Below are 26950 nucleotides of genomic sequence, written 5' to 3'. Positions count from 1 at the left end.
ATGAATACAGCACAATCAGCTGTGACCGTATTGGGGGCGGGGTCGTATGGCACCGCCCTTGCTATTTGTTTTGCCCGCAACGGTCATCAGGTTACTCTTTGGGGGCGCGACAGTGCTGCTATCGAGCAGTTAGCCAGCTCGCGTCAGAATGCCCGTTATTTACCGGATATTGACTTCCCTGAGTCACTGCAATTGGAAGCCGACCTGACTCAAGCCGTTCAGGCCAGCAAGTTGGTGTTAGTGGTGGTGCCCAGTCATGCGTTCGCACAGACTCTGGCGGCCATTAAGCCTCATTTACTGCCTGGTACAAAAGTCGCCTGGGCGACAAAAGGGCTGGAGCCGGATACCGGTCGTTTACTTCAGGATGTGGCGCTGGACGTACTGGGTGAGCAGGTGCCACTAGCCGTGTTGTCCGGGCCGACCTTTGCTAAAGAAATGGCCGCGGGGTTACCGACGGCAATTTCAGTGTCGTCTCGCTGCGAAGCATTTCGGGCTGAACTGGCCAAGTTGCTGCATTGTGGCCGCTCGTTCAGGGTTTACAGCAATGATGACTTCATTGGTATTCAGCTTGGCGGTGCGGTGAAGAATGTGATTGCCATTGGTGCAGGTATGTCCGATGGTTTCGGTTTTGGCGCGAATGCCAGAACTGCCTTGATCACCCGCGGCTTGGCGGAGTTATGCCGACTCGGATTGTCGCTTGGTGCACGCTCTGAAACCTTTATGGGTATGGCGGGGCTTGGCGATCTGATCCTTACTTGTACCGACAATCAGTCTCGCAACCGTCGTTTTGGTCTGGCACTGGGCCAGGGCAAAAATGTCGAAGAAGCGATGCAGAGCATAGGTCAGGTGGTGGAAGGGTATCGCAATACCAAAGAAGTGTACTTACTGGCAAAACGCACAGGCATCGAGATGCCGATCACGGAGCAGATCTATCAGGTGCTGTATCAACAAAAAGACGTCAAAGAAGCCGCGATGGCCCTGCTTGGCAGAGAGCAAAAGTCGGAATAAACGGATGTCTGAGAATAAAAAACCGAGCCTGTGTGCTCGGTTTTTTATTGGTTCCAAATCGGTATTATTAAGCGATCTGCTTCTCCGCCAGAGTCAGCTCCATGGTAGCCTTGAGCAGGCGATAGAGATTAATCGACGCGTCTATCTCTTCTTTACGGTTGGTCAGGCTCTCTATGTTCAGCCCCAGCGGAACATCCAGGTGGGCACAGCTACGCAAAATTGAATCCAGATTCTCGCGGCAAATACGGATCGACTCGCTCAGCGTGTTGTCCGCATCCAGCATACGCCACTTGGTTGCCTCGGGCACTGAGATCCCCAGCCACTCCATAAATTGCAGCGTTTTCTCACCCCCGCACGGGGTAAAGGTCAGGATCAATCGCTTTGGCTCAATGCCTTGCTGTTTGCAGGTTCGGGCATAGCTGGTGATCAAATCTATGGTCGCCTGAGCATTGTAAACTGCCTGAGAAATAAAGAACTCACAGCCCTGCGTGGTTTTTTCAATCAGGCGTTCATGTTCATTACGTTTTGAAGCATGGCGCTCCGCAATGGTGACGCCGCCGAGGAAAAAGTTTTCTTCATGCTGAGCGAGTGCCTGATAGGCCTCTGGTAATGGTAAGTTGATTTTACCTTGTGAAGACGGCGAGCCAACCAGCACCAGGTTGTTCAGGCCAAACTCCTGCTTGGTGGTGCTAAGCCACTGGGTAAATTCAGCGCTGTCACGCTGTGCCACGCTTTTGTAGGTGATCACATCCAGCTGCGACAACGACTTAACCAGACGGCTGTATTCACACGGGTCGACGGTTTCCTTAAACGGAAAAGGGCGTGGCACATTAGTGCGACTGCTTTCATCCTGAATGTCGTAAACCACCACACCGTCGTATTCAATTTCGTGTAAGCGGTCGAGCAGCTTAGTGGCAATACGCTTAACTTTTTCCTGCTCCGTACCAGATTTGGGCGGAGTCGTACCAATCAAATATACCCCTTGGTTTGGGTCTAAGATTTTCTCTTGTAGTGATAACGCCATGGTCTTGGTTCCGGCAAAAATTCAGTGTCTGAGATCTAATATAGCAGCCATTTAGACGTCTAGATAGATTTTTTTCTTGAAACTAATTCAATGGCGATGAAATTCTTTCATAGTGTTTTCACTACAAGGAAACAAACCTTTGTTTTGCAGATGAGTTTAGCGAGCGTCATGCAGTTCATATTTTTTTACATAAATTGGGCGCGTAAAGATGAATTAAGGCGGGATTGCGGCATAATTGGCAACCATGGGCCGCTAAATACAGGGGCCAATAATAAGAATCACTGCAAATTTTAGGGAAGCATATGAAATTTAAATTACTGGCAACCAGCCTGGCTGTGTCACTGGCACTGGCTGGCTGCGCAGCCACGTCGCAATCAACTCAGCAGGCGCCAACCAGCGTCGAGGCTCAGGCTAACAACAAAGTATTCGCTCAGGACTATGTGCTCGAAGAGCTGGACAATGGTCTGCGCGTGATGGTGGTAAAAACCGATTATCCGGATGTGGTTTCGCTTCAGATCCCGGTATCTGTTGGTTCGCGTAACGAAGTGGAGCCTGGCCGCACTGGCTTTGCGCACTTCTTTGAGCATATGATGTTTAAGGGCTCTGAGAAGTTCCCACAGGATGTCTATGCCGACATTCTGAAAAACTCCGGGGTGGATAACCGCGCATACACCACCAACGATTATACTAACTATCATTTGAATTTCTCTAAAGAGCATCTGGATAAGGTGCTGGAGATCAAAGCCGATATCTTCCAGAACCTCAGTTACAGCGAGTCTCAGTTCCGCACTGAAGCGTTGACCGTGAAAGGCGAGTACCTGAAGAACAACGCCAGCCCGATCCGCAAGTTATTGAGTGCGGTGCGCAAAGAAGCCTTTGACAAGCACACCTACAAGCACACCACCATGGGCTTTTTCGAAGACATTGAAGCCATGCCGGATCAAATGGAATATGGTCAGATCTTTTTTGAGCGCTTCTATAAGCCTGAGTACGTCTCTATCGTGATTGTGGGTGATGTGGATCCGCAAAAAACCATGGAGATGGTGAAAAAACACTGGGGCGGCTGGCAGCGCGGCAACTATGTTGCTGATATTCCGGTTGAACCCAAACAACAGCAAGCCAGATATGTGCATGAACACTATGACGGCCTGCCGGGTCACTGGTTACTGGTCTCTTATAAAGGCGCTGCATGGGAGCCTGAGAAGAAAGACCGTGCGGCATTGGATCTGATCTCGCAACTGTACTTCTCAGAAAACTCCGAGCTATATCAGGAGCTGGTGGTCGACAAGCAAATTGCCAGTCAGATGTTTACCTACAATGCTGAGACCAAAGATCCTAGTCTATTGCATGTTTTCGTGAAGGTCAATGAAGAAAGTGACCTGGCCGTAGTACGTGACGCCATCAACCGCACTTATGCTACAGCACGCACTGAGCTGGTCGACAGCGACAAACTGGCGGCGCTGAAGTCCAATCTCAAGTACAGCTTTGCCAATGATTTAGACTCGTCACAGGCGATCGCCAGTATGCTGGCGCAGTACATGCACTTTGAGCGCGACCCTGAAGTGATCAACACCTTATATGCGACCAGCGACTCTGTGACCGCAGAAGACATTCGCGATGTTGCCAACCGCTATTTTGTCGACAGTGGCCGCACAACGGTGACTATGTCAGACTTGCCTGAAGTGGCAGGGTTTGACAAAGAAGTGGCGCTGGATGAGCTGGTTGCTGAGCTCAGTGAGCCTAAACAACGTCATTTCTCCGTTCTGGATAACACCAATGCATCGCCCCTGGTGGATGTGAACTTGTTGTTCTACACCGGGGCTGCGGCCGATCCACAAGGCAAAAAAGGCGTGGCAGCGCTGACAGCGGCTATGATTGCCAATGGTGGCTCGCAGAGCAAATCCTATAAAGAAATCCAAAAAGCCCTGTATCCGATTGCCGGCAGCTTCGATTATCAGATTGATAAAGAAATGCTGTCTCTGCGTGGTCGGGTGCACAAGGACAATGCCGCTCAGTGGTATGCCTTAGTCAGTGAGCAGTTACTTAACCCGGGCTTCCGTGAAGATGACTTCAAACGCCTGAAAAAAGAGCTGATCGACAACATTAAGGCAGGCCTTAAGGCGTCTAACGATGAAGAGCTGGGCAAAGAGGTGCTATACCACAAGCTGTATCAGGGCCATCCGTATGAGAGCTATAACCTGGGCGATTTGTCTGATCTCGAAGCGCTGACGCTCGATGATGTCAAAGCCTTCTACCGCAGTCAGTTGACTCAGGCAAAGCTGAATGTGGGGATCACCGGGGCGCTGGATGAGCAACTGAAAGCACGTATGCTGAGCGATCTGGCCCAGCTGCCAAAAGGCGAAGAAGCGCGCCTGACTATTCCGGATGCGCCGGCACTGACGGGTCGTCATGCCACCATCATTGAGAAAAGTGCGAAATCGACGGCCGTATCGTTTGGCTTCCCAATCGATACCATCCGCAGCAGCAAAGACTGGACTGCCTTATGGCTGGTGCGCTCTTACTTTGGTGAGCACCGTAACTCAAACGCTTACCTGTTCCAGCGTATTCGTCAGGTGCGTGGTATGAACTATGGTGATTATGCTTACATTGAGTATTTCCCGCGCGGTATGTTCCAGACCAAACCGGATGCCAACCTGGGCCGCTCTGAGCAAATTTTCCAGGTATGGTTACGTCCGCTGCGTTCTAATAACGACGCTCACTTTGCAACGCGGGTTGCACAGTTTGAGCTGGATAAGCTGATCAAAGAGGGCATGACGGAAGGCGATTTCGAGGCGACTCGCAACTTCCTGAGCAACTTTGTGCCGCAGATGGTGGCCAGTCAGGACCGTCAGCTGGGTTATGCGCTGGACAGCCAGTTCTATAACACGGATGAGTTTGTGACCTATGTGCGTGACCAGCTGGCATCGTTGAGCGTGGAAGACGTCAATCGCGTGATCCGTGAAAATCTGCAAAGTGACAACATTCACTATGTCTTTGTGACCGGCGATGCGGCTGATATGAAAGCGCGTCTGGTCAATCAGACTGAATCTCCGATGCATTACAATGCAGAAAAACCGCAAGCGCTTATCGATGAAGATAAGCAAATTGCCAACTACAAACTGGCTATTCCGGCTGCTAACATCGAGGTGATGAACGCAGCAGCGGTCTTTAAGTAACGCCCCATCAGAGCCCTCTACCGGGCTCTGAGTTTGTCAGGCGGGTCTGGTATCCGCCTGGTTTCCCATCCTCTGTTCGCTATTTCGGGTTATAATTAATAACAAATTGATGCAATAAGCATTTGACTATCACTGCTAATTTACCGCGTTGCAGGGTAAGATAGACAAAGGCTTTGGAATAATTTAAATAGTGCAGTTTATGAGACACGAGATCTGGCAAAAGCTTCGTCAGGAAGCGACCGAATTAGTAGACCGCGAGCCGCTGCTCGCCAGCCATGTTTACTCAAGTATTTTAAATCATGAATGCCTCGGTGCGGCATTGAGCTTTATCGTGGCGAACAAGCTGGCAGACGCCGTAGTATCTGCGTTCACCATTCGTGAATTATTCGACCAGGCGTTTGTAGATTGCGACCGCATGCTGACCCATGTCGCCCATGATATAAAAGCGGTTAAAGATCGTGACCCGGCTGCCGATAGCTATCTTAACGTTATTTCAAACCTTAAGGGCTTTCATGCAATACAAGCACACCGACTCGCCCATTGCTTATGGCGGCAAGACAGAAAAGAGCTCGCACGTTTTATCCAGAGCCGTACATCCGAAGTATTTGGTGTTGATATCCATCCTGCTTGTAAAGTCGGCCATGGCATTATGTTTGACCATGCGACTGGTATAGTCATTGGTGAAACCGCAGTAATCGAAAATAATGTCTCTATTTTACAATCGGTGACCTTAGGCGGTACGGGTAACGAACAAGGGGATCGTCACCCGAAAATACGCGCAGGCGTATTGATCGGCGCAGGTGCAAAAGTACTGGGTAATATTGAAGTGGGCGAGGGTGCACGTATCGGCGCCGGCTCCGTGGTACTCAAAGCCGTTGAACCACACACCACTGTGGTAGGGGTACCGGCAAAAGTGGTAGGCAAACCGCCATGTGCCTGCCCGGCCGAATCGATGGATCAGAACTTCCTCGATGAGGACCTGATCGCCCGTAACGAATCTCATACCAGCGCTATGCTGTAGCATCGAACACATCACAGGCGGTGCAGATGGATAACCTGGGCCAAAAGATCGGTTACATGCTATTGGGTGCAGCCGTTGCTGCACCGCTGACCTGGTGGCTGGTTTCAGCACAGCCTGTCAGCTCGTCAGCGTCAGTCATGGAGACGCATCCCGACAAGCCGCTGCCTCCCGCTAACCCGGCAAATGACGCCGTTGAGGCCACTGTACCGACAACAACAGACACGCTTGCAGAGCTCACAGCGTTGCGCCAGCAGGTGCAACAATTGCAGGGGGAGCTGGCACAGACACAGGCCGCAGCAAGGCCCGAGCCGCCAAGTGAGCCACCGCATTCAACTGCATCCGGCAACATCAATCGTCAGCTGGCAGATATCTTTCAAACTGAATCGCGCGACCCGCTGTGGGCCGATGAGCTGGAATTACAGCTCGGAGATTTTCTCTATACCAGTGATCTCAGCCATTACTTTGCTTATGCCAGTTATGGCTGCAAGCGTCACGTCTGTCAGCTGAGTTTTGTACCGCGTAGTCAGGGCGTCGATGCCATGCAGTGGCAGCGCCTTAACGACCGCCTTTTTAACACCCCCTGGATCCAGCACTTCAAGGTCAGTGCTGCGCAGCAAACCGCGCAGGGAATGCAAGTGCACCTGAGCACTAAAAGCATTCGGGAACTGAGTACTGAATACTAATCACAGTCCGTCGCGCGTTCGTTGTCTGGTGAATGTGGCGCGACCTCCAGCACTTGCGTTTGCAGGCGGCCATCGTGCAATTCAGTGGTTAACACATCGCCCACTGCCACGTCCTGCGTTGATTTAACGACTTTCTGCGCTGATTTGGTAATGCTATAGCCTCGTGCCAAAACGGCCAACGGACTGACACTGTCGAGCCTGGCCGCCAGTAACGCCAGTTGTTGCTGGTGCTGTTGTTGCGAGGTCTGCATCGCGCGAATGAGCTTATCCCTCAGGCTGTCGAGATGCGCTCTGGCATAGCGCAGTTTCTGCTCTGGATGAAACTGCGCCAGGCGTTGCTGCGCCAGTGCAACACGGCTTTGTGCCCGATGTTGCTGGTGGTTCATTGCCCGGTGTAAGCGGCTGCTGAGCTCATCCACTTTTTGTGCCTGCTGCATCAGCTGAGTTTGTGGATGTTGCAGTAACAGGCGTTGGTGTACATTGTGCAGTTGTTGCCCTTGTTGGGATACATAACGCTGCATGGCCCCCGCCAGACGCTGTTTTTGCTGGCGTAACTGAGCCAGAATTTCCGCGCCATCGGGGCTGACCAGCTCCGCTGCGGCAGAAGGCGTTGGCGCGCGCAGGTCGGCGACATAGTCACTGATGGTGGTATCTATCTCGTGGCCGACAGCGCTGATCACCGGCAGCTGACTGGCAAACAGGGCTCTGGCCACGGCTTCTTCGTTAAAGCACCACAGATCTTCCAGAGAACCACCACCACGGCCAACAATCAGCACATCTACTTCATTGCGACTGTTTGCCAGAGCAATTTGCGCTGCAATCTGGTGGTGGGCTTCCTGACCTTGCACCTGAGTTGGGTAGATCACTACCTCCAGTTGCGGTGCCCGGCGTTTCAGGACCGACAGAATGTCTCTGATCGCCGCGCCGGTCGGGGAGGTGACAACGCCCACCCGATTGATGCGCGCAGGCAGGGGTTGTTTATGCTGGCTGCTGAACAAGCCTTCGCCCGCCAGGCGCAGCTTGAGTGCTTCGAACTGTTGTTTTAACAGGCCTTCGCCTGCCGGTGCCATCTGCTCGACAATCAGCTGGTAGTCACCGCGCGGTTCATATACCGATACCCGGGCCTGAACCAGCACCTGCTCGCCATTTTGTGGCCGGTACCGGCAGTAGCGGTTGTTGCCACGCCACATGGCGGCTTTTACCTGGGCTTTGTCATCTTTAAGAGAAAAATACCAGTGCCCGGACGCCGGGGCGACAAAGTTGGAGATCTCGCCGGTCAGCTGCAAAGAAGCGAACCCCTGTTCCAGCAAACTGCGGATCTCACGATTGAGGCGCGAGACCGAATAAACTTTTTCTTGTTGTGGCAACGACATACTCAGCTCCATAAAAAATTCACGAATACTCTAGCATATTTTTGCTAAATTTTATTTACTCGCATAAGGAACGCTGATAAAATGCGCTCGCAATTCCTTATACTCAGTTTCACTTGAGAGATGCCGCACACATGTTAAGAATTGCAAAAGAAGCCCTTACCTTTGACGACGTACTTTTAGTACCCGCTCATTCGACTGTTCTACCACACACTGCGAACCTAAAAACCCGCCTGACTCGTGGTATTGAACTTAATTTGCCATTAGTTTCTGCCTCTATGGATACAGTCACTGAAGCACGCCTTGCAATTGCACTTGCACAGGAAGGCGGCCTTGGATTCATCCATAAGAACATGACCATTGAAGAACAAGCGCGCAATGTACGCAAAGTAAAAGCGTACGAAGCGGGGATTGTGTCTTTCCCGGTTACCGTCACCGCAGACAAAACCATTGCCGATACTTTGGCGCTGGCTGAAGAAAACGGCTTCTCAGGCTTCCCGGTCGTGGGTGAGAACAACCTGCTTGAAGGTATTATCACCAGCCGTGATATGCGTTTTGAAACCAAACTGGATAAGCCTGTGTCTTCGGTGATGACGCAAAAGTCTGATCTGGTGACGGTAAAAGAAGGCGCATCACGCGAAGAGATCTTGGGTCTGATGCACGAGCACCGCATTGAAAAAATCCTGGTGGTCGACGACGCTTTCAAACTTAAAGGCATGATCACCGTTAAGGATTACCAAAAAGCACAGGAAAAACCAAATGCGTGTAAAGATGAGCAAGGCCGTCTGCGCGTAGGTGCTGCGGTTGGTGTGGGTGCCGGTACCGACGAGCGTATCGCTGCGCTGGTTGCTGCGGGTGTTGACGTATTGCTTATCGATACTTCACACGGTCACTCTCAGGGCGTGATTGACAGAGTTAAAGCAACTCGTGAAGCGTACCCGGACTTGCAAATTGTTGCGGGTAACGTGGCGACGGCTGAAGGTGCGGTTGCACTGGCAGACGCCGGTGTTGATGCGGTTAAAGTGGGTATTGGCCCTGGCTCTATCTGTACCACACGTATCGTAACCGGTTGTGGTGTGCCTCAAATTACCGCAATTTCAGATGCTGTAGATGGCCTGAAAGGTCGTGACATTCCAGTCATTGCTGACGGCGGTATTCGTTTCTCTGGTGACATAGTTAAAGCTCTGGTTGCTGGTGCATCTTGCGTTATGGTGGGCTCTATGCTGGCAGGTACTGAAGAAGCTCCGGGTGAAGTTGAGCTGTATCAGGGTCGTTACTACAAGTCATACCGTGGTATGGGCTCACTGGGCGCGATGAACCAAAAAGAAGGTTCGTCAGATCGTTACTTCCAAAAGAGCAACGCTGCTGAAAAACTGGTTCCGGAAGGCATTGAAGGCCGCGTGGCTTACAAAGGCCCAATCGCCACCATCATTCACCAACAAGTGGGCGGGATCCGCAGTGCCATGGGCCTGACTGGATGTGGCACCATTTTGGAGCTGAACACTAAACCTCAGTTTGTCCGCGTGACCTCTGCTGGTATGGGTGAGTCGCACGTCCATGACGTACAGATCACCAAAGAGGCTCCTAACTACCGCATGGGCTAATCCCGGCGGGTAAAAATGGGCTGGCGGTTGCCGGCCCTTCTTAATTTTAGTGTCTGCCTTCAGGCAAGGTGGAGACAAACAATATGCGTTGGGCAGGCAAACTTGCCCGGTCATTTAGGTAAAGTTCAGTTGTTCTGCTTTACTAGTTTTATCGCTTCCTAACAAACGAGATTATCAATGAGCAAAGACATCCATGATTCCCGTATTTTGATCTTAGATTTTGGTTCTCAATACACTCAATTGATCGCCCGCCGGATCCGTGAGATCGGCGTTTACTGTGAGCTATGGGCCTGGGATGTAACCGAGGAGCAGATCCGCGAATTTAATCCGCAGGGTATCATTCTGTCAGGTGGCCCGGAGTCTACGACTTTAGAAGGCAGTCCGCGCGCGCCTGAATATGTGTTCAATGCCGGTGTGCCTGTGCTTGGTATTTGTTACGGCATGCAAACCATGGCGTCGCAGCTGGGTGGTAAAGTACACAGCTCGGATAAGAAAGAGTTTGGTTACGCGAAAGTTGAAAAAGTGGGTAACTGTGCCCTGTTTGAAGCGATTGAAGATCACATCGAAGACGGCATCGGCAAACTGGATGTGTGGATGAGCCACGGCGACAAGGTCATCGAGATCCCTGAGCAGTTTATCACTTCTGCAAAAACAGAAACCTGTCCGCATGCAGCAATGTCTTGGGAAGAGAAACGTTTCTACGGCGTGCAGTTCCACCCGGAAGTAACGCACACGCAACAAGGTCTACGTCTGCTAGAGCGCTTTGCGACGGATATCTGTGGCTGTGAGAAACTGTGGACACCGAGCCAGATTATTGAAGATGCGGTGGCACGTATTAAAGAGCAGGTAGGTGACGATGAAGTGATCCTGGGCCTGTCTGGCGGTGTTGATTCATCTGTAGTGGCTATGCTGATCAACCGTGCCATCGGCGACAAACTGACATGTGTATTCGTGGACAATGGTCTGCTACGTCTTAACGAAGGCCAGCAGGTAATGGATATGTTCGGCGATAAGTTTGGCCTGAACATCATTAAAGTCGATGCGGAAGACCGCTTCCTGAATGCCCTGAAAGGCATTGATGACCCGGAAGATAAGCGTAAAGCGATTGGCCATACCTTCATTGAAGTATTCGACGAAGAAGCGGGCAAGCGTGTTAACGCGAAATGGCTGGCACAAGGCACCATCTACCCGGACGTGATCGAATCTGCGGCGTCAGCCACAGGTAAAGCGCACGTGATCAAGTCTCACCACAACGTAGGTGGCTTGCCGGAAGATATGGAGCTTGGCCTGGTAGAGCCGCTGCGCGAGCTGTTTAAAGACGAAGTACGTAAAATTGGTCTGGAACTGGGCCTGCCGTACGACATGCTATACCGCCACCCATTCCCGGGTCCTGGTCTGGGTGTACGTGTTCTGGGCGAAATCAAGAAAGAGTACTGCGACCTGCTGCGTCGTGCCGACGCTATCTTCATTGAAGAGCTGCACAAGGCTGACTTGTACCACAAAGTGTCTCAGGCCTTCACTGTATTCCTGCCAGTACGCTCAGTAGGTGTGATGGGTGATGCACGTAAGTATGACTGGGTTGTGTCGCTGCGCTGTGTAGAAACCATCGACTTTATGACAGCACGCTGGTCTCACCTGCCGTATGAGTTCCTGGGTCAGGTGTCAAACCGCATCATCAACGAAATCGACGGCATTTCTCGCGTGGTGTACGACATCTCAGGTAAACCGCCTGCGACGATTGAGTGGGAATAAATACTCATCAGATAACCTGATGTAGGTTAAGAAAAGGGCGAATGGGGTAACTATTCGCCCTTTTTGCTGATAAAATCAGCAAACGATCCAAAAGTTGATATTTTCTCTTTACCTTTTCAAATTGCTCATTATAATGCGTCGACATTGCAGGGGCGTAGTTCCAATTGGTAGAACAGCGGTCTCCAAAACCGATGGTTGCGGGTTCGAGTCCTGCCGCCCCTGCCACTTCCTTTCTTATTTCCTGATTATTACCGTATTTAATACAATTCAGATTGCAGTCATTGCACGCATATTCTAGAATCCCCAGCATTTAATTTTTCCGGTGTTTTTGCATGCACGCAGCTCAGGCTCAGTTACTTGGTATAATGCCACTTAAACTCAAATCTGCTTTTGATCCTAACCCGCAGCCCACGGCGTCTGCACCTCAGCCAGTTGAACCCACAGCGGTGGCGCTAACGTTGAGCGCGCAGTTACAACAGGATCTTTGCCTGGCTGCCAATGTCAGCGAACTCAGCGTTGCTGCTGGTGAGCCTCTGAGCTGGACACGGCGCGCGCAGCAGGCACATCTGGTTATACCGGAAGCATCACTGAGCGCGACGCAAAAGCGTGCCTTGTGGCAACAGATCTGGCGTGGACAATCATGACGGTCTCTATTCATGCGGATCATCTGGCAAGCTTGCCATTGCAACAGCTGATGGAAATTGAGCAGGCCTGTCATACGCATCCCTGGACCAGCAAGACCATGCAATCCTGTTTAGGCGGACGTTACTTTAATGCCGCGCTGTATCAGGACGAGCAATTGGTTGGCTTTTATGTCGGTGAGCGGGCAGGCCCGGACTTTACCCTGATGGACATTTGCATTGCGCCTGCGTGTCAGGGGCAGGGCCTGGCCTGGCAGTTGCTGGGGCACTTTAAGGCAAGGTGTGAGCAAGACAAGGCCGAAAATATCTTTCTAGAGGTGCGGGTAAGCAATGAGGCGGCCATAGGTTTATACCGTAAGGCGGGCTTCACAGAGATGGGCGTACGTAAGAGTTACTACCCCACAGCACAGGGGAAAGAAGATGCTCTGTTAATGGGCAAAGTGTTGCTTGATCCCGAACTGAGCGGTGACTGAAAGCGCTGAACGTATTTCTGTTGCCCAAGCCCGGTTATTCAAGGTTGGCATGTTCCTGCTCAAGAGTGTATCTGATGGCCTGTGTCAGGCTTAACATGGCATATTCCCATTTGCTTGGGTTATCTTCGCGCAGACAGGTTTCTAAGTCGCCGGCCGCGCTGTGAATGTTGCTAAAGCCAAAACATCCGGCACTGCCCTTGAGGCTATGCGCCAGCGCTCTGAGTGACTCCCATTCCTGATCGGTAAAGAACTGTTCCAGCTGGGTGAGCTGATCGGGGAGTTTTTCTACGTAGTTGCGGCTGATCTGCAAATACTTTTCACTTTGCAGCAGTGAGTTCCATTGCGAACTCTTGTCTTCTTCCAACTGTAAATACTTCAGCAATACGGCGCCAAGCTTTTCACGATCAATGGGTTTAGCGAGTGTGGCGTCACAACCTGCCGCCAGGTAGGTATCTATGTCATGCTTCATCACATTGGCAGTCAGGGCAATGATAGGGCCGTCGAAAGCGGCGTGACGAAGCATTTCAGTCGCTTCCAGGCCGCCCATGACCGGCATTTGCATATCCATCAGGATCAGGTCGTAGTCGTTAACCAGTGCCATCTCCACGGCTTGCGCGCCATTTTTGGCAATATCGGGTTTCAGTCCCCAGGCACCGAGTAATAAGGTCAGTAGCTCCTGGTTGTCGGGGTTGTCTTCAGCAAGCAGAATATCGGCTTCAAGCTGAGTTTGATCCAGTTGTTGCGTGGATACCACATGATCGTGTGCCAGCTGGGTTTCGTCCTCAATCCAGGCAAATTCTGCTGCCGGGTGATTCGCTGCGACGCTAATAGTGAAGCGGCTGCCAACTCCCTGAGCACTCTCTACACTGACATCACCTCCCAGTAACTGGGCGAGGTTTTTGGAGATACATAAGCCCAGGCCAGTGCCGCCGAAACGTCGGGTGGTGGTTGAGTCTGCCTGCTCGAAGGGTTTAAACACCCGCGACATTTCGCCTTGTGACATGCCAATACCACTGTCTTTGACTTCAAATTCGAACCTGGCAGTGTCTGCGCGATAACGGGCGCTGATCTCAATGCTGCCTGTTTCAGTAAATTTAACCGCGTTGGTAGCGATGTTAAGGAGGATCTGTTTAAGCCGGGTTTCATCGCTATAGAGTTGCTGAGGCAGTGGCAAGGCATAGTGCACGGTGAAGCCGAGCTGCTTTTGCTCTGCCATAGGGGCAATGATCGACTCCACGTCTTTGAGTAAATGAAGCAGTTCAATGGGGTCTTGTTCAACAGCCAGCTTTTCGGCCTCAATTTTAGATAGATCCAGAATGTTATTGATCAATTCCAGCAGGTGCCTGGAGTTACGTAAAATAGTATCTAAGTGCAGGGCTGAATTGGTGGCAGTGGGAGAATGCAGCATCTGCTCAGTAAATCCCATAATGGCGGTCAGCGGTGTGCGGATCTCGTGGCTCATATTGGCCAGGAAGCGGCTCTTAAGCTGGCTGGCTTGTTCGGCTTCGGCAATGGCCACTTCCAGCTGGCGATTCATTTCTTCCAGCGCCCGGGTACGGTTTTCGACTTTCTCTTCGAGGTGTAATTTGTAGTCTTCCAGCTCCCCCTGGAAATCCCGGATCTGTTTGATCATGTGATTAAAATCATCAAACAAGATACCTACTTCGTCATCATCGTGTGCTGGTAATGCAACCGACAAATCACCATCGCCAACCCGGTGGCTGGCTTCGCCCAGTAGCTCGATTGGGGTTAATAGTAAGTTTCTGACCACAATGAAAATCAGGATTGGGAGCGTGATCACAGATAAAATCACGATCAATGCGGTGGTTAAACTGATGGCTTTGCCCGACTGATATAAAATGGTCTTCGGAATGGTTGAGATATAATAATAACCGCCACTGAGCTGTGCGCTATAGGTCATACGCCTGAGATTATCAATGGACGGCAAGACCAGAGAGTCCAGTTTACCTCTATCTGCCAGTGCATTGACCAGTGCCATTTCCTCTACGCTCAGGAAGCTTTGGTTAAAATGGCTGTCGGAGCTGAATAGGACTTCACCTGATGCCGACACCAGCAGATTTAAGGTGTTGTCATAGGGCGCTTCAAGAATACTGCTACTGATAAGCGAGGGGGCAACCTGAACAATAATGTAGCCCTCGCGCTGAGGCCGGTTGAGGTTGAAATCCACGCCATAGATCTGCTGGACAAAATAAAGTTGCGTGCCGCCGTCTTGTGACGCCTGCATAAACTGCTGCTGGCGCAGGTTGCTTTGCCTGACCTGGGCAAAAAAGGGATAAGACTGAGGCGCCCGATTGAGGTTGCTGGCATAGAATGCATGGCTCTGACCATGTTCATTTACCAGGTTAATGCTCAGGATATCCGGATAGGCTTCGCTGTAGCTGGCAAATACATCCATGAGTGCCCCTAAGCGCTGGGTTTTTTCAAGGCTTTCTTGATCGGGTAAGCTCAAATAGTCACTGAGGACCGGAGAGGTCGACAGCAATTTAGTGGTGGATTGGTAGATTTCCATGTAGTTGAACATTTTTTGCTGTTGTTGTTCAACAAAGCGACTGACAATGAGTTTTGCCTGCTTCTGGGTCGAGCTGGTGACATTGGTCAGTGTAAAGCCGCCGAGCAATAACAATGGCAGTATCACCAGAGGGGTGATATACCATAACAGCCTGATACTCAGCTTACTTGTTTTCATCCGTGTTCAATTCCATCTATCAACTTGGTGGTGAAACACCCCAGTATGACCACAAACGTGTCCGATTAATGTGTTATTGTGGCTTATATTACCGATTTTTGTGCAAAACGGCTATGCTATCTCATAAATTGGTTGACTCTGTTTACCCAAATTAGGTGCCCATCAGTTTATACCTTGAGCACCAAGCACTTACCTGTCTATGACTTAATTGTCTGTGACTTAACTGTCTGCACGGCTCATAAACTTAGATTCCGCAGTGTTGATTTTAATTTTATCACCGCTGGAAATGTGTTCAGGTACCTGTACCACTAACCCGGTTGTTAAGGTTGCCGGCTTAGTACGAGCACTCGCTGAAGCGCCTTTGATAGAAGGGGCCGTTTCTTCGATAACCAGCTCAACACTTGAAGGCAAATCTAGTGAAACCGGTGTACCTTCTACAACTACAATCAGCAGACCTTTGGTTTCTTCATTGATGAACAGCACCTGCTCAGCAATGGAATCTTTGTGAATATGATAAGGAGTATAGTCTTCCTCATCCATGAATACATACTCTTCGCCATCGATGTAAGACAGCATCGCAGGGCGACGCGTTAGGTCTGCCAGTTGCAGCATTTCTTCGGCTTTAAAGGTTTCATCAACTTTACCGCCATTCACGACATCGTACATACGCATACGGTATAAACTGCCGCCAGCACGGCCTTGCGGTACTGAGCGCTCAATGTCTCGGACGATCATGACGCGACCATTGTAATCAATCGCGGCGTGTTTTTTTATTTCACTGGCTTTAGGCATAAGATGCTTCCTGTTAGTCTAAACTGTGCGAGAAGTTAGCATGAAGTAGGTATCTCGCCAAGTATTGTGTTCCCAATCTGCCAGCTCAGCACAATCATCTCTGATGGAGTAGGGGAGTGTATGCAGTGAAAATGACAAGGTATATCAAATTAACAACAGGAGTCAGGTATGGTTGAAGGGATGAAACTGGGGTGCCGGTGCGGTCAGGTGCGTGGGCGTATTGCTGCGCACCCGCATTGGCAAGGAAACCGTCTGACATGTTATTGCAAGGATTGCCGGGCTTATTTACAGCACCTGGAACGCGCGGACTGTCTTAATGAATTTGGTGGTACCGATATTTATCAGGTGCCTCCGGCGCATATCACTATTTCTCAGGGACAGGCCCAGCTGGCCTGTTTGCAACTAACCCAACGAGGCGTTTATCGCTTTTATACCCAATGCTGTAACACCCCGGTGGGTAATTGTTTTAGTGCCTTTTGGCCTATGGTCGGGATAGTGCACAGCTTTGTGCTGGAGTCACTGGACGAACAGGTCGGCCCGACCACCGGCAGTGTCTATTGTCGTGATGCACTCGCACGGGTGCCAGATGAACTCAAGGGCGCGCGCTCACACAAGGTGATGGTATTGCGCCTGATGGCTAAGTTACTGGCCTGGAAGCTGTGCGGTAAAAACTCGCCGTCCGTGTTTTTTGTCAGCGGCGAGCCATGCGTGGCGCCACAACAGCTTGCGCCCGGCAGCGCTGTTGATAAAGGCTAAAGCGAGTAAAGGCTCGACATAGCCTGATAACTTAAGCCAAAGTGCTGATTGAACCAGTTGTTAACGTACTCGTGATGTGGTGCAAGCTTGGCGCAGCGTAATACATGCTCGCCACTGGCCGCCCCGAGTTTGTCTTCACAGTAGGTTTGTTGCCAGACGCTATCAAGATCGGCTTTAAACTGCGCTCGCAGCTCAGACAGCTGTTTGTCCAGGCGCGTGTTGACGTCCAAAAAGTGCGCTTTTTGTGGCGCCAGGTCTAATTGCACAAAGTCTGCATAATGGCTTTGCGTATAATGCACCTGACTATCGTCGACCTTGTGCTCTATCTGCTGTGGACCCAGGCGACCCTGGTACATGATGTCCAGGCTGAAGTATTCCGTAAACTCTGTCACTGGATATTGGTAGGTTTTTGTCACCTCGACTTCCATCAACGAACCCGGCTCGGCCGGGTTAGGCTGCGCCTGTTCCAGTGTGTAGTGCTTCTGGCGGTTTACCAGTTTTGCATCGCGGGTATGTTTAAAAGTCGCATGAACGTTGAGCGCAAATTCCTTCTCCCCTTGTGGGTGATACCACAGGCTGTCCCGAAAGGCTTCATTTAGCTGCGACAAAACGGTTTGCAGGCGTTGTTTTTGGGTGCTGGTATCGTGCAGTTGTACGGTCAGTTTGGGTGCTATGCGGATCCCGGAATAAAGTGCTCTGTCACTCACCTGAGAGGCTGCTGAGTTGGTGATGTTCCAGGCCTGACAGTATTTGCGGTAAAAGCGCTGTAAAAAGAGCCGATCCTGGCCCTGCGACGCTTTGAGCTTGTGGCACTGGCGCTCGGCATTTTCCTGTAACTGGCCCTGATACTGGGCGAAGGTGTTGCCCAGTCTGGCATTGGCAATCAAAAAGGCATAGCGCATTTCAAAGTAACGAAATGGATCAGGAAAAGCGGAGCGCGACAGCGACAAAGCTTCTTGTTGCAGCCAGCGGGTGGCGTAGCGCAATTCTTCGTTTTGAGTTTCGGCCATCGGCCCGACGGGTTCAATATGCCAGCTCACCTGATTACGTAATAACGCCTCCAGTTTGAGGGCTGCACCGGTGTAGTTGCCAGACAAACGCAACATACGCACATCAATCAGTCCACGGTCGATGATTTTGTTTCGCGCTAAGGTGAGCCTTTGGCGTGCTTCAACGTCCTGCGGGTCTTCGGCCAGTGCCTGTTCATAGAACTCAGCAGACTGATCGTACATCCCTGCTTCGTATAACTTATTGCCCTTCTGGACTAAGCTTTTACAGCCTGACACTAGCAATGCGCTTGCGATAACCAGTGCACACAATTTCGGTGTATTCATGACGCCTTCCTTGTTCAGTTTGAAAGTGATACCAACCGCATAATAAATGCAGGGCTTTGAGAAGAGAAAATCTCATGATGTCCGGGCAAAAGTGTGTCTGTGCTTCGTTCTGAAGACAACACTGTTAACCCGGCTGGCGGCAGATTTAATCCCTCATCAATGCTACCCGTTAGAGCGGACAGCTTCTGTATATCATGCGTCATATCACCCTAATATGACAACCGGCGCGGATGTTTATTTTTTAGGGCCAAGCACTCGTCGCTCAGCAATTTGCTTTGGCTTGGCCGGGGCTTCGGTGAGCACCCATACTGGGCGGGTGACGAACAGGTTGTTGGGATAAACCACTTTGTGTCCGTCGACATGCCGTAACACCACATTCATCAACCCCATTTCTACAATGCAGCCTTCAATGAAGTTAGCGCCGTCTATGATCCTCACCCAGTTGCCAAGACGATAGTCATTTTGTACAAACATGATCAAAAAGGCAGTCAGGTTACTGAGTAAAGACCAGGCGGCAAACATGGCTACGCCCAGCATGGCAAACAGCGAAGACCCAAGTACCAGTAAGCCGCGCAATTCAATGCCCCAGAACACCAACAGCAGGCACAGTAACACCGCGCCAACCAGACCTTTTAACAACAGCTCGGCGCGTTGCTGACGGTGCAGATCGATTTTCCCCCGGGTGATCTTATGCAGCACTTTAATTGCCAGTTTAAGTAGCAAAGGAAACAGGAAAATAAAAAGCAGGGTGACGATCAGTTTGTACTCAGCGAGTAAAAAGGTCGTAAGCGTTTCGGGCATGTGGCCTATCCGTTGGGATGCAATTAAAACGGCATGATATCAGGGAAATTTGATGGGTTAAAAGCGGTTTTTAACCGTGAATAACCATTGCACTGAGTCGATGTTGTCGGGGCCATCAAGTGGTGTAGCAACATCCAGGTGCAACACCAAACCGGAGTTTGCCCTGCTCGGTGCAAGCCGTAATCCCAGACCGATGTTTTTTAAAAACTGGCCCTGGATCTGGTTGGTTAGCGCATATTGCTGCTCCGGAGTGAGTGAATGAGGATCGTCGAGTGCACCAGCTAACGGAGGCGCTAAGGGACGACCATCAACCCGGCCAATATCAAAGTAGGCGGCACCACCGACTTTAAACAGCTGCAATAAATCGTACTCCCAGTAATAGCGTTTCTCCAGATTAAGTAAAATCCGCCGGTTGCCCTGCAGGTAATTGCTCGGATAGCCTCTTAGGCCGGTTTCACCGCCCAGGGTGATCTGTTGGTCGGCACTCAGATGTTTGCCGTATTGCACCTCAAGCTGGGCATACCAGGACTGACGCAAGCTGGTATTGAGGTAATACTGTACCCGCGAGCTGAGCAACAGGTTTTCCGCTTCGCTCTGGCGCTTGTTCCAGTATCCGTGCAGATTGAAGGCAAAGCGCAGCAAACTGTTTTGAGAGGTGAAATGTGCCTTATTGGCATTAAATGACATAACCCAGCGGCTGTCGTCATCACTGAGCTCTTTGTCGGAGTAGCCCAGCAGGGCGTTAATATTCCAGCCCAGGTTCAAATCTTCGGTGCGATAGATGGAATCAAAATTACGTACTTTAATGTAGGCATCTTCAAACCACTGTGCCTGAATATAGGGGTAGCGCAGTGTACGATCTTCAGCGATGGGCAAGGTGGTGTCTCGCAGTCGGGCAAACTCTTGCTTTTCATCTCGATAGCCCAGCAGCAGTCGGCGTGTCCAGTCGTTATTGAGTGCAAAAGAGCGGCCAATGTAGAGGTTGGAGACTTCACTCAGTTGCTCGTATTCCGAGATTTCCTCTCCCAAATTGTAAAACGACTCAACCCGGCGATTACTTAAATTACTGACGCCATAGCTGTAGGGCGTCGCTATCGAAAAAAACGGGTATTCAACGCCAACGTAGTGGACTTTTCCGTCATCGTTATCGGCGTATTCCAGACGCCCCTGATAACGGCTTGATAGTATTTGCGGGTCGTCATAGACAAACAGGTAACCACTGCGGTCTGGGTCAGAAATATGGGTAAGCGACAGGCGTTTCCCATAGCCCAGCAGGTTAGACTCGCGAAAACCAAGGCGGCTTGAGTTATCACCTCCACTACGGCTAAAGCTAATATCCGGAAGCAAAGTCCAGAGATCGCGGGTTACAACGGTGACAGCGACTTCTCCATCACAGGTTTGCTCGGCAAATATCCTGGCATCATAGATATAGGGTTGCTGGCGCAGCAGTCGCTCAGACTCTCGCAGCAGTTTTGGGTCATATTCGCCGCCTTGGGTAAACAGCAGCAAATTACGGATCACTTCGGGTTTGGTCGTGATATGGGCGCGGTTAGCAAAGCGAAACACCGCATTGTCTTCCTCCGGTAAAGAGGTATCAAAGACATTGAGTTGTTTAAGCTCAATACTGACCACGGATGCATTTTGTAATTCCGGCAGGGTATCTTCGCTGTCGAGCTGACGATGAAGGTTGTTGTCTTCTGGTGCATTGGCGCGGTTGTTGCCGCACTGCTCAGACGCACTCACTGGCGTGCTTGCGACAGCGAACCCAGAGGTGGCAGCGAGTGATGTGAATATTGTCAGTATTGAAGCGCGAACAACCCAACCCATAGAACAGCCTGTCGTTAGTTAACGTACTTTTTATTATGGCCTATGTTAGCCACAGCTGCTCAACTAAGTCTATATTATTGTTGTAAATTTAACCGTAATAATGTTACCAGGTTCGGCAAATGTTCAGTTGCACCAAGGCCTTCCGGCGCGATCCAGATACTCTCGCTGTAGTGTTCAAAATTGAGATTATAGGGGTGACCTGCACAGGTAAATCGCCACTGATGGCGGTCGGCGCCCTGGTGAAACTCCAGTAAAGAGAGGCCATCCAGGTGCAAGAAAATTTGCCCCCACAGTTCAAATTCATCCGCGTCAGGCAGTGCTGAGGGCGTGATCAGGATAGTGTCCGGATCTGCCAGGTGATCAATGTGCGTTGTCACTGTGACTCCACTTGGTATATCGGGTTAATCGGTGTCGAGGTAATTGCGGATCAGCTGCATAAAGGGCGCACCATATTTACTGAGCTTGGTAAAGCCAACCCCAGAGACTTTCAGGAACTCGCTGTCGTTGGTCGGGAGCAGCTGCGCCATTTCTGCCAGGGTTTTATCACTGAATACCACATAGGGCGGTACATCGTCCTGATCAGCCAGTTCTTTGCGCAGGCTACGCAGCTTGGCAAACAGCTTTTTATCGTAATTGAACTGTGCCAGTTTATCCTGATAAACGTGCTTGGCTTCCAGTCGCGGTTGTGCCAGTTGCAGCGCATATTCACCACGCAGTACCGAGCGGGCTCCTTCAGTCAGGCGCAGTGCCGCGCCCTGGGTGATATCCTGTGCGACCAGTCCGTGATGGATCAGTTGTCGCAAGATACTCAACCAGTATTCGTTACTGTGTTCTTTGCCTATGCCATAGGTGCTCAGTGTGTGATGTTGATTGTCCCGGATCCGGGCGGTGTTGGCACCGCGCAGGACATCGACAATGTAGCCCAATCCAAAGCGCTGCTCTGCCCGATAGATACAGGATAATGCTTGCTGAGCGACCAAAGTGCCGTCAAAGCGCTTTGGTGGGTTCAGGCAAATGTCGCAGTTACCGCACGGTTCGCGCTGATATTCGCTGAAATAGTTGAGCAGGATCTGGCGGCGACAGGTTTGTGCCGAGGCAAAGCTGGCCATTGAGTTAAAGCGCTGCTCTTCAACTCTGCGGCGGTGTTCGTCCTCAATGTCTTCAAAAAAGCGTTTTACCCGGCCAATGTCGGCGGGGTCGAAATACATGATGGCTTCCGCTGCCAGGCCGTCACGTCCGGCGCGCCCGGTTTCCTGGTAATACGCTTCAATACTTTTGGGAATATCGTAATGCAGTACATAACGCACGTTCGATTTATTAATCCCCATACCAAACGCCACGGTCGCCACAACAATTTGAATGTCATCGCGGGCAAAGGCATTTTGCACGAACTGGCGTTGCTCGTTGGTCATGCCGGCATGATATGCCGCAGCGTTAAAGCCGGCCTCAACCAGCTTTTCTGATATATCGTCAACGCGTTTACGGCTGGAGCAATAGACAATGCCACTTTGCCCTTTTTGCGTACGCAGGTAGCGCATCAATTGTGACAGGGGTTTGAACTTTTCTTCGATGGTGTAACGAATATTCGGTCTGTCAAAACTCCCGGTATGGATAAACGGGGTGTGCAAGCCGAGCTGGGTGACAATGTCACTGCGGGTGGCTAAATCGGCTGTCGCCGTCAGCGCCATCATTGGTACTGTAGCAAAGCGCTGTTTTAACTCATGCAGACGGCAGTAGTGGGGCCGGAAGTCGTGTCCCCAGTGCGATACGCAGTGGGCTTCGTCGATGGCAAATAAACCCAGCTTCAGATGGCTCAGGCGTTCTATAAACTCACTCTGCAAGACTTTCTCTGGTGCGACATACAATAGCTTGATCTCGCCCTGATGCAGACGCTGATAAATGGCTTGCTGCTGTGCCCGGTCAATGCTGTTATTGATGAACTCCGCGCTGACCCCTAACGCCTTGAGTTGGGCAACCTGATCCTGCATCAAAGAGATAAGCGGAGACACCACAATACAGGTGCCGGGTAAGAGTAAAGCGGGTACCTGATAACACAAAGATTTGCCACCGCCTGTCGGCAGCAACACTAAGCTGTCGCGCCCGTCCAGGCACGCCTGAATGACGTCGAGTTGCCCGTCACGGAAGTCACTGTAGCCAAAAACTTCTTTCAGTACGCCGTGCGGTGTGTCGATTGAGTGAGTTGCAAGATTTTCCATCGAGCGCATTTTAGTGGGTTTTACGTCAGATGTCTTTTGTTTTTGATCACAGGAAAATCATACTGGCGGGTACAGTTTGCGGTATACTGCGCGCTTGGCATCTGTGGGAACAATCAGAAGGCCAATTTATGTTGTGCTTGGGAGAAATGAATGGGAACGAGTAGTGAAACGAAGCAGGGGTATACCTTTGCCGTTTTAGCGTTTTTGATGTGGGGACTGGCCCCCATCTATTTTAAATCACTGGATCAGGTCGATGCGCTTGAAATTCTTATCCATCGGGTTGTCTGGTCAGTGCTCTTTATTGCCTTGATCATCGCGGTTAAGCTGAACTGGCATAAAGTCATTGCGGTACTGCGCCAGCCTAAATTGATGCTGATGCTGACGGTTACGGCTTTATTGCTGGGATTTAACTGGGGTTTGTTTATCTGGTCTGTGAATAATGGCCATATGCTGGATGCCAGCCTGGGCTACTATATCAATCCCTTACTCAATGTGCTGTTAGGCATGCTGTTTCTACACGAGCGCTTGCGGCCTCGCCAGCAGTTTGCGGTTGCGCTGGCCCTTGTCGGGGTGGTGCTGCAACTAGTGAGCTTTGGTTCGTTTCCAGTGATCGCCTTTTCTTTAGCCGGGTCATTCGCAATTTATGGATTGCTGCGCAAGACCATGGCGGTGGAGTCCTTACCCGGTTTGCTGATTGAAGCCGTTATTCTGCTGCCCATTGCATTAGGTTACTGGTGGTGGCTAACACCCAGCGACACCAGCAATATGATGCTGAATGACTGGCTCACCAACCTGCTGTTGATCAGCGCCGGTGTGGTGACGACCTTGCCATTATTATGCTTTACCGCGGCTGCAAAACGCATCCCTTATTCTACTTTGGGATTCTTTCAGTACATTGGCCCCAGTCTGATGTTTATGCTGGCTGTGGTGTTTTATGGCGAAGAGTTTAGTGCAGAGCGGGTGTTAACGTTCGCGTTTATCTGGTCAGCGTTAGCGCTATTTAGCTTTGACTCTTACCGGACGGGTAAGGCGCAACGCCGCCTTGCTACGGCATGATAAAGGAGGGAGCACAGGCACTGCCTGTGCTCCTTGTGATGTTTTACAGATCGTCGTCTGCCTCTGTGGCCACCGCTTCGACTTCTTCTTTATTTGCATTGACCTTAGAGCGGCCAAACAAAGTATGAAACTTGGTTTTGCAGGTTGTCAGTTTAAGGTATTTGGCCCAGGTCTTTTCCATGGCATTTTCCGGGCTTCCTAATCCCCCCATTACCTCCACAAAGTGTTGCTGAAATTCATTTTGCGGATCACAGGCTTTAGTGTATAAGCTCTTAAGTAACGCACCATGGTTTTCCAGAATATCAGACTCTTGCAGGGTAAAGTGTCCGCTTCGTGAAAACCCCCGGGGAAAGTTAATATCATCATAGAAATGTTTTGTTGTAGCAAAAGCTTCTTTCAGGGTCGCTATATTTTGACTCATGGTGAAATCCTCAGCATTGTTTGGCAGGAGTATGGACCATAGTGCGGAAATAATTAAACGAGTTTTTTTTATCGTAAGGGGGCTATGTGGACCTAGATCTATTAAAAACATTTGTCGAAGTAGTAAAGACCCGTCACTTTGGTCGTGCAGCCGAGAATTTATACATTACTCAATCCGCTGTGAGCTTCCGGATCCGCCAATTAGAACAAAGCCTTGGCGTGAATTTGTTTATCCGTCAGCGCAATAATATTCAGCTGACTGCACCGGGCGAGCGTTTGTTACCCCATGCCAATATGATCTTAACCGGGATGCAGCGAGCCAAAGTCGATGTGGCACTGGCTAATAACATGCATAAACAGCTGTCCCTGGCGGGTACCCCGAACATTTGGGACGCGTTTTTACAGTTTGGGATTAACCATATCGTGGCCGCCATGCCTGGGGTATCGCTGGTGGCCGAGGTCAAAGCCCAGCAAGAAAGTACGCGCCTGTTGCTGGAGCGCACGCTCGATATTGCCGTATTGTTTGATCCGCCCAAGGTAGATGAGCTGGTGGTGAAACAAATTAAGCACCTGGCCATCATCCCGGTCAGTACAATGGCGCAAACGACAAGCGAAGATTTTTTTGACAAGCAATATGTTTACGTAGACTGGGGAACGGCCTTTTCATTGTGGCATGCAAAACAGTTTACCGGCAGCACACCGCCTTATTTCAGAACCAGTACCGGTCGTATTGCGCTGGACCTTATCATGCAGTGTGGAGGCTCAGCATTTATCCCCCGTGCGCTGGCGGTTGAATCAATAGAGAAGAAACAGCTATTCCATATTGAATCGGTAGAGCAGAATGCGCGGGAGATTTATGTTGCTTATCACAAGGACAATGATCAACTGGAGCAGATAGAAACGATTGCCAGCCTGTTGGCGTCTTTACCTGATTAGGTTACAGATTATTGAATTATTTATGATGGTCAGCTGACAATTTAATGTCAGTTTTATTTTGTGTGTAATATTTCTGTCACTTATCACTGGCAGACTGCGCCTGTCTAAAAAATTACGTGTTGTGATACTTGAGGAAATACACATGAAATTATCTAAATCAGCATTATTTGTTTCTCTTTTCGGTGCTTTATCTGCAAGCGCTTACGCTGATGTTGATGTATATGGTAAAGCGAATTTGTCTGTACAGAGTTCAGACGAAGGTGAAGGCTCGTTCACTGAAGTGAAAAGCAACGCATCACGCTTTGGTTTAAAAGGATCAGAGAAGCTAGATTCTGGTCTTGAAGTTATCTACAAATTAGAGTTCCAGGTTGACGTATCTGATGCCGACTCAAAAGGCGATGATGACAACATTACGGCACGTAACCAGTATGTAGGTCTGAAAGGCGGTTTTGGTGAGGTCGTGATTGGCCGTAACGATACGGCTTTCAAACAGTCACAAGGTAAACTGGACTTGTTCAATGACCTGGAAGCGGATATCAAGAACCTGTTTAAAGGTGAAAACCGTCTTGGTGATTCTATCTCTTACAAGTCAGCCAGCTTCAGCGGGTTTAAAGTGCTTGGTACTTTTATCGCTGAAGACAGCACAGATGGCGAAAACGGTTATTCAGCAGCGCTTACTTATGGCGATGCAAAATTGAAGAGCACTAACTTCTATGCTGCGGTTGCGACTGACAGCGAAGTAAAAGGCTATGATGCAGTACGTTTCTCAGTACAGGGTAAAGTAGCTGACTTTAAACTGGGCGCAATGTACCAGATGCAAGAGAAAGTTGATGGCTCTGATGAGGCAGACGGTTACATGGTAAACGCGGCATACGGTTTCGGCGCAAATACCCTGAAACTACAATATCAGGTTATCGACTTTGATAAGGGCGATAAGGTTGATGGTATTTCTGTGGGTATCGACCACAAGCTGAGCAAAGCTGCAAAGCTTTATGCCTTCTACTCAAGTGTTGATGAAGACAATGGTGTAGAAGAAGACTACCTGGGTGCAGGTATCGAATACAAGTTCTAAGTCTATAAACGACCTAAAACCAGATTGATAAAGGCCAGTCGGAACGCTCTGACTGGCCTTTTTGCGTTTTATGGACCTGAAATCAGGCCGGTTTAGCGACGTTTTATGTCAAAAAACACCTGTTTCGTACAATTAATGTCCGAACGCGCCGTTTTTCTCACTTTTCTTCAAAAAAGGGGTTGCGCTGAGTTTCGATTTCCCTATAATGCGCATCCACCGACACGGGGCACAACGCTGAAAAGCAACGAGCCAAGTGAAGTGAAAGCCAAACGGAAAGCTTA

The 26950-nt window shown here is 50.3% G+C and carries 22 protein-coding genes and 1 tRNA gene; 13 read left to right on the top strand and 10 right to left on the bottom strand.

Annotated elements, in window-relative coordinates:
• On the top strand, window positions 1-1008 hold the full coding sequence (gene gpsA / locus TW77_RS17010; protein WP_046006180.1) for an NAD(P)H-dependent glycerol-3-phosphate dehydrogenase: 1008 nt from the start codon (window positions 1-3) through the stop codon (window positions 1006-1008).
• 67 nt (window positions 1009-1075) lie between these two features.
• On the opposite strand, the gene TW77_RS17005 is transcribed toward gpsA, so the two are convergent.
• A complete protein-coding gene (locus TW77_RS17005) occupies window positions 1076-2032 on the bottom strand; it encodes a methylenetetrahydrofolate reductase (RefSeq protein WP_046006179.1) in 957 nt (318 codons plus the stop codon).
• 302 nt (window positions 2033-2334) lie between these two features.
• Between TW77_RS17005 and TW77_RS17000 the strand changes: the two genes are divergently transcribed.
• From TW77_RS17000 to TW77_RS16990, 3 genes are all read left to right on the top strand, one after another.
• On the top strand, window positions 2335-5208 hold the full coding sequence (locus TW77_RS17000) for a M16 family metallopeptidase (RefSeq protein ID WP_046006178.1): 2874 nt from the start codon (window positions 2335-2337) through the stop codon (window positions 5206-5208).
• A 199-nt stretch (window positions 5209-5407) separates the two neighbouring features.
• Entirely contained in the window at window positions 5408-6229 is an 822-nt protein-coding gene (gene cysE, locus TW77_RS16995; RefSeq protein WP_046006177.1) for a serine O-acetyltransferase, read from the top strand.
• Between the two features lie 26 nt (window positions 6230-6255).
• A complete protein-coding gene (locus tag TW77_RS16990) occupies window positions 6256-6912 on the top strand; it encodes a hypothetical protein (protein ID WP_046006176.1) in 657 nt (218 codons plus the stop codon).
• Here the strand turns inward: TW77_RS16990 and xseA are convergent.
• A complete protein-coding gene (xseA, locus tag TW77_RS16985) occupies window positions 6909-8285 on the bottom strand; it encodes an exodeoxyribonuclease VII large subunit (RefSeq protein ID WP_046006175.1) in 1377 nt (458 codons plus the stop codon). The two genes, TW77_RS16990 and xseA, sit on opposite strands and share 4 nt — an antisense overlap.
• 131 nt (window positions 8286-8416) lie before the next feature.
• Here xseA and guaB point away from each other — a divergent pair, with 131 nt between their 5' ends.
• The 5 genes from guaB to rimI all read left to right on the top strand — a co-directional run bounded on the left by guaB (window position 8417) and on the right by rimI (window position 12752).
• Window positions 8417-9886 (top strand): IMP dehydrogenase, encoded by a 1470-nt coding sequence (guaB, locus tag TW77_RS16980; protein ID WP_046006174.1) that lies wholly within the window; start codon window positions 8417-8419, stop codon window positions 9884-9886.
• Window positions 9887-10063: 177 nt separating this feature from the next.
• A complete protein-coding gene (gene guaA, locus TW77_RS16975; protein ID WP_046006173.1) occupies window positions 10064-11638 on the top strand; it encodes a glutamine-hydrolyzing GMP synthase in 1575 nt (524 codons plus the stop codon).
• A 148-nt stretch (window positions 11639-11786) separates the two neighbouring features.
• A tRNA-Trp gene (locus TW77_RS16970) sits at window positions 11787-11863 on the top strand.
• Window positions 11864-11970: 107 nt separating this feature from the next.
• A complete protein-coding gene (locus TW77_RS16965; RefSeq protein WP_046006172.1) occupies window positions 11971-12282 on the top strand; it encodes a hypothetical protein in 312 nt (103 codons plus the stop codon).
• A complete protein-coding gene (gene rimI / locus TW77_RS16960) occupies window positions 12279-12752 on the top strand; it encodes a ribosomal protein S18-alanine N-acetyltransferase (RefSeq protein ID WP_082078958.1) in 474 nt (157 codons plus the stop codon). The genes TW77_RS16965 and rimI overlap by 4 nt, the downstream gene beginning before the upstream one ends.
• 34 nt (window positions 12753-12786) lie before the next feature.
• On the opposite strand, the gene TW77_RS16955 is transcribed toward rimI, so the two are convergent.
• Window positions 12787-15459 carry an ATP-binding protein gene (locus tag TW77_RS16955; protein WP_046006171.1) on the bottom strand — a complete coding sequence of 891 codons (2673 nt, stop codon included), beginning with the start codon at window positions 15457-15459 and terminating at the stop codon, window positions 12787-12789.
• Window positions 15460-15678: 219 nt separating this feature from the next.
• A complete protein-coding gene (gene efpL, locus TW77_RS16950) occupies window positions 15679-16251 on the bottom strand; it encodes an elongation factor P-like protein EfpL (RefSeq protein WP_046006170.1) in 573 nt (190 codons plus the stop codon).
• 168 nt (window positions 16252-16419) lie between these two features.
• Between efpL and TW77_RS16945 the strand changes: the two genes are divergently transcribed.
• Window positions 16420-17007, top strand: coding sequence for a DUF6151 family protein (locus TW77_RS16945; protein ID WP_046006169.1), 588 nt, complete (start codon window positions 16420-16422; stop codon window positions 17005-17007).
• Here TW77_RS16945 and TW77_RS16940 read toward each other — a convergent pair.
• From TW77_RS16940 to recQ, 5 genes are all read right to left on the bottom strand, one after another.
• Window positions 17004-18341 (bottom strand): hypothetical protein, encoded by a 1338-nt coding sequence (locus TW77_RS16940; RefSeq protein ID WP_046006168.1) that lies wholly within the window; start codon window positions 18339-18341, stop codon window positions 17004-17006. The two genes, TW77_RS16945 and TW77_RS16940, sit on opposite strands and share 4 nt — an antisense overlap.
• Window positions 18342-18575: 234 nt before the next feature.
• On the bottom strand, window positions 18576-19142 hold the full coding sequence (locus tag TW77_RS16935) for a mechanosensitive ion channel domain-containing protein (RefSeq protein ID WP_046006167.1): 567 nt from the start codon (window positions 19140-19142) through the stop codon (window positions 18576-18578).
• A gap of 57 nt (window positions 19143-19199) precedes the next feature.
• Window positions 19200-20969: a ShlB/FhaC/HecB family hemolysin secretion/activation protein gene (locus TW77_RS16930; protein ID WP_052713242.1), complete on the bottom strand. Its 1770-nt coding sequence runs from the start codon at window positions 20967-20969 to the stop codon at window positions 19200-19202.
• Between the two features lie 74 nt (window positions 20970-21043).
• The gene (locus TW77_RS16925; protein WP_082078957.1) at window positions 21044-21346 is read right to left on the bottom strand and encodes a DUF3630 family protein; all 303 of its coding nucleotides are present in this window, start codon (window positions 21344-21346) and stop codon (window positions 21044-21046) included.
• A gap of 24 nt (window positions 21347-21370) precedes the next feature.
• Window positions 21371-23185, bottom strand: a complete 1815-nt coding sequence (recQ, locus tag TW77_RS16920) for a DNA helicase RecQ (protein ID WP_130246411.1) — start codon at window positions 23183-23185, stop codon at window positions 21371-21373.
• Window positions 23186-23335: 150 nt separating this feature from the next.
• Between recQ and rarD the strand changes: the two genes are divergently transcribed.
• A complete protein-coding gene (gene rarD / locus TW77_RS16915) occupies window positions 23336-24241 on the top strand; it encodes an EamA family transporter RarD (RefSeq protein ID WP_046006165.1) in 906 nt (301 codons plus the stop codon).
• Window positions 24242-24284: 43 nt separating this feature from the next.
• Here the strand turns inward: rarD and TW77_RS16910 are convergent, their stop codons facing one another.
• Window positions 24285-24662 carry a DUF413 domain-containing protein gene (locus tag TW77_RS16910; RefSeq protein WP_046006164.1) on the bottom strand — a complete coding sequence of 126 codons (378 nt, stop codon included), beginning with the start codon at window positions 24660-24662 and terminating at the stop codon, window positions 24285-24287.
• An 86-nt stretch (window positions 24663-24748) separates the two neighbouring features.
• On the opposite strand from TW77_RS16910, the gene TW77_RS16905 reads away from it, so the two are divergent.
• Both TW77_RS16905 and TW77_RS16900 read left to right on the top strand, forming a co-directional pair.
• On the top strand, window positions 24749-25597 hold the full coding sequence (locus tag TW77_RS16905; RefSeq protein ID WP_046006163.1) for a LysR family transcriptional regulator: 849 nt from the start codon (window positions 24749-24751) through the stop codon (window positions 25595-25597).
• A 142-nt stretch (window positions 25598-25739) separates the two neighbouring features.
• On the top strand, window positions 25740-26669 hold the full coding sequence (locus TW77_RS16900) for a porin (RefSeq protein WP_046006162.1): 930 nt from the start codon (window positions 25740-25742) through the stop codon (window positions 26667-26669).
• Window positions 26670-26950 lie beyond the last annotated feature (281 nt).

This window comes from Pseudoalteromonas rubra (assembly GCF_000967655.1).
GTDB classification, from domain to species: Bacteria; Pseudomonadota; Gammaproteobacteria; order Enterobacterales; family Alteromonadaceae; genus Pseudoalteromonas; species Pseudoalteromonas rubra_A.
This window is presented reverse-complemented; position numbering and strand designations above follow the sequence as displayed.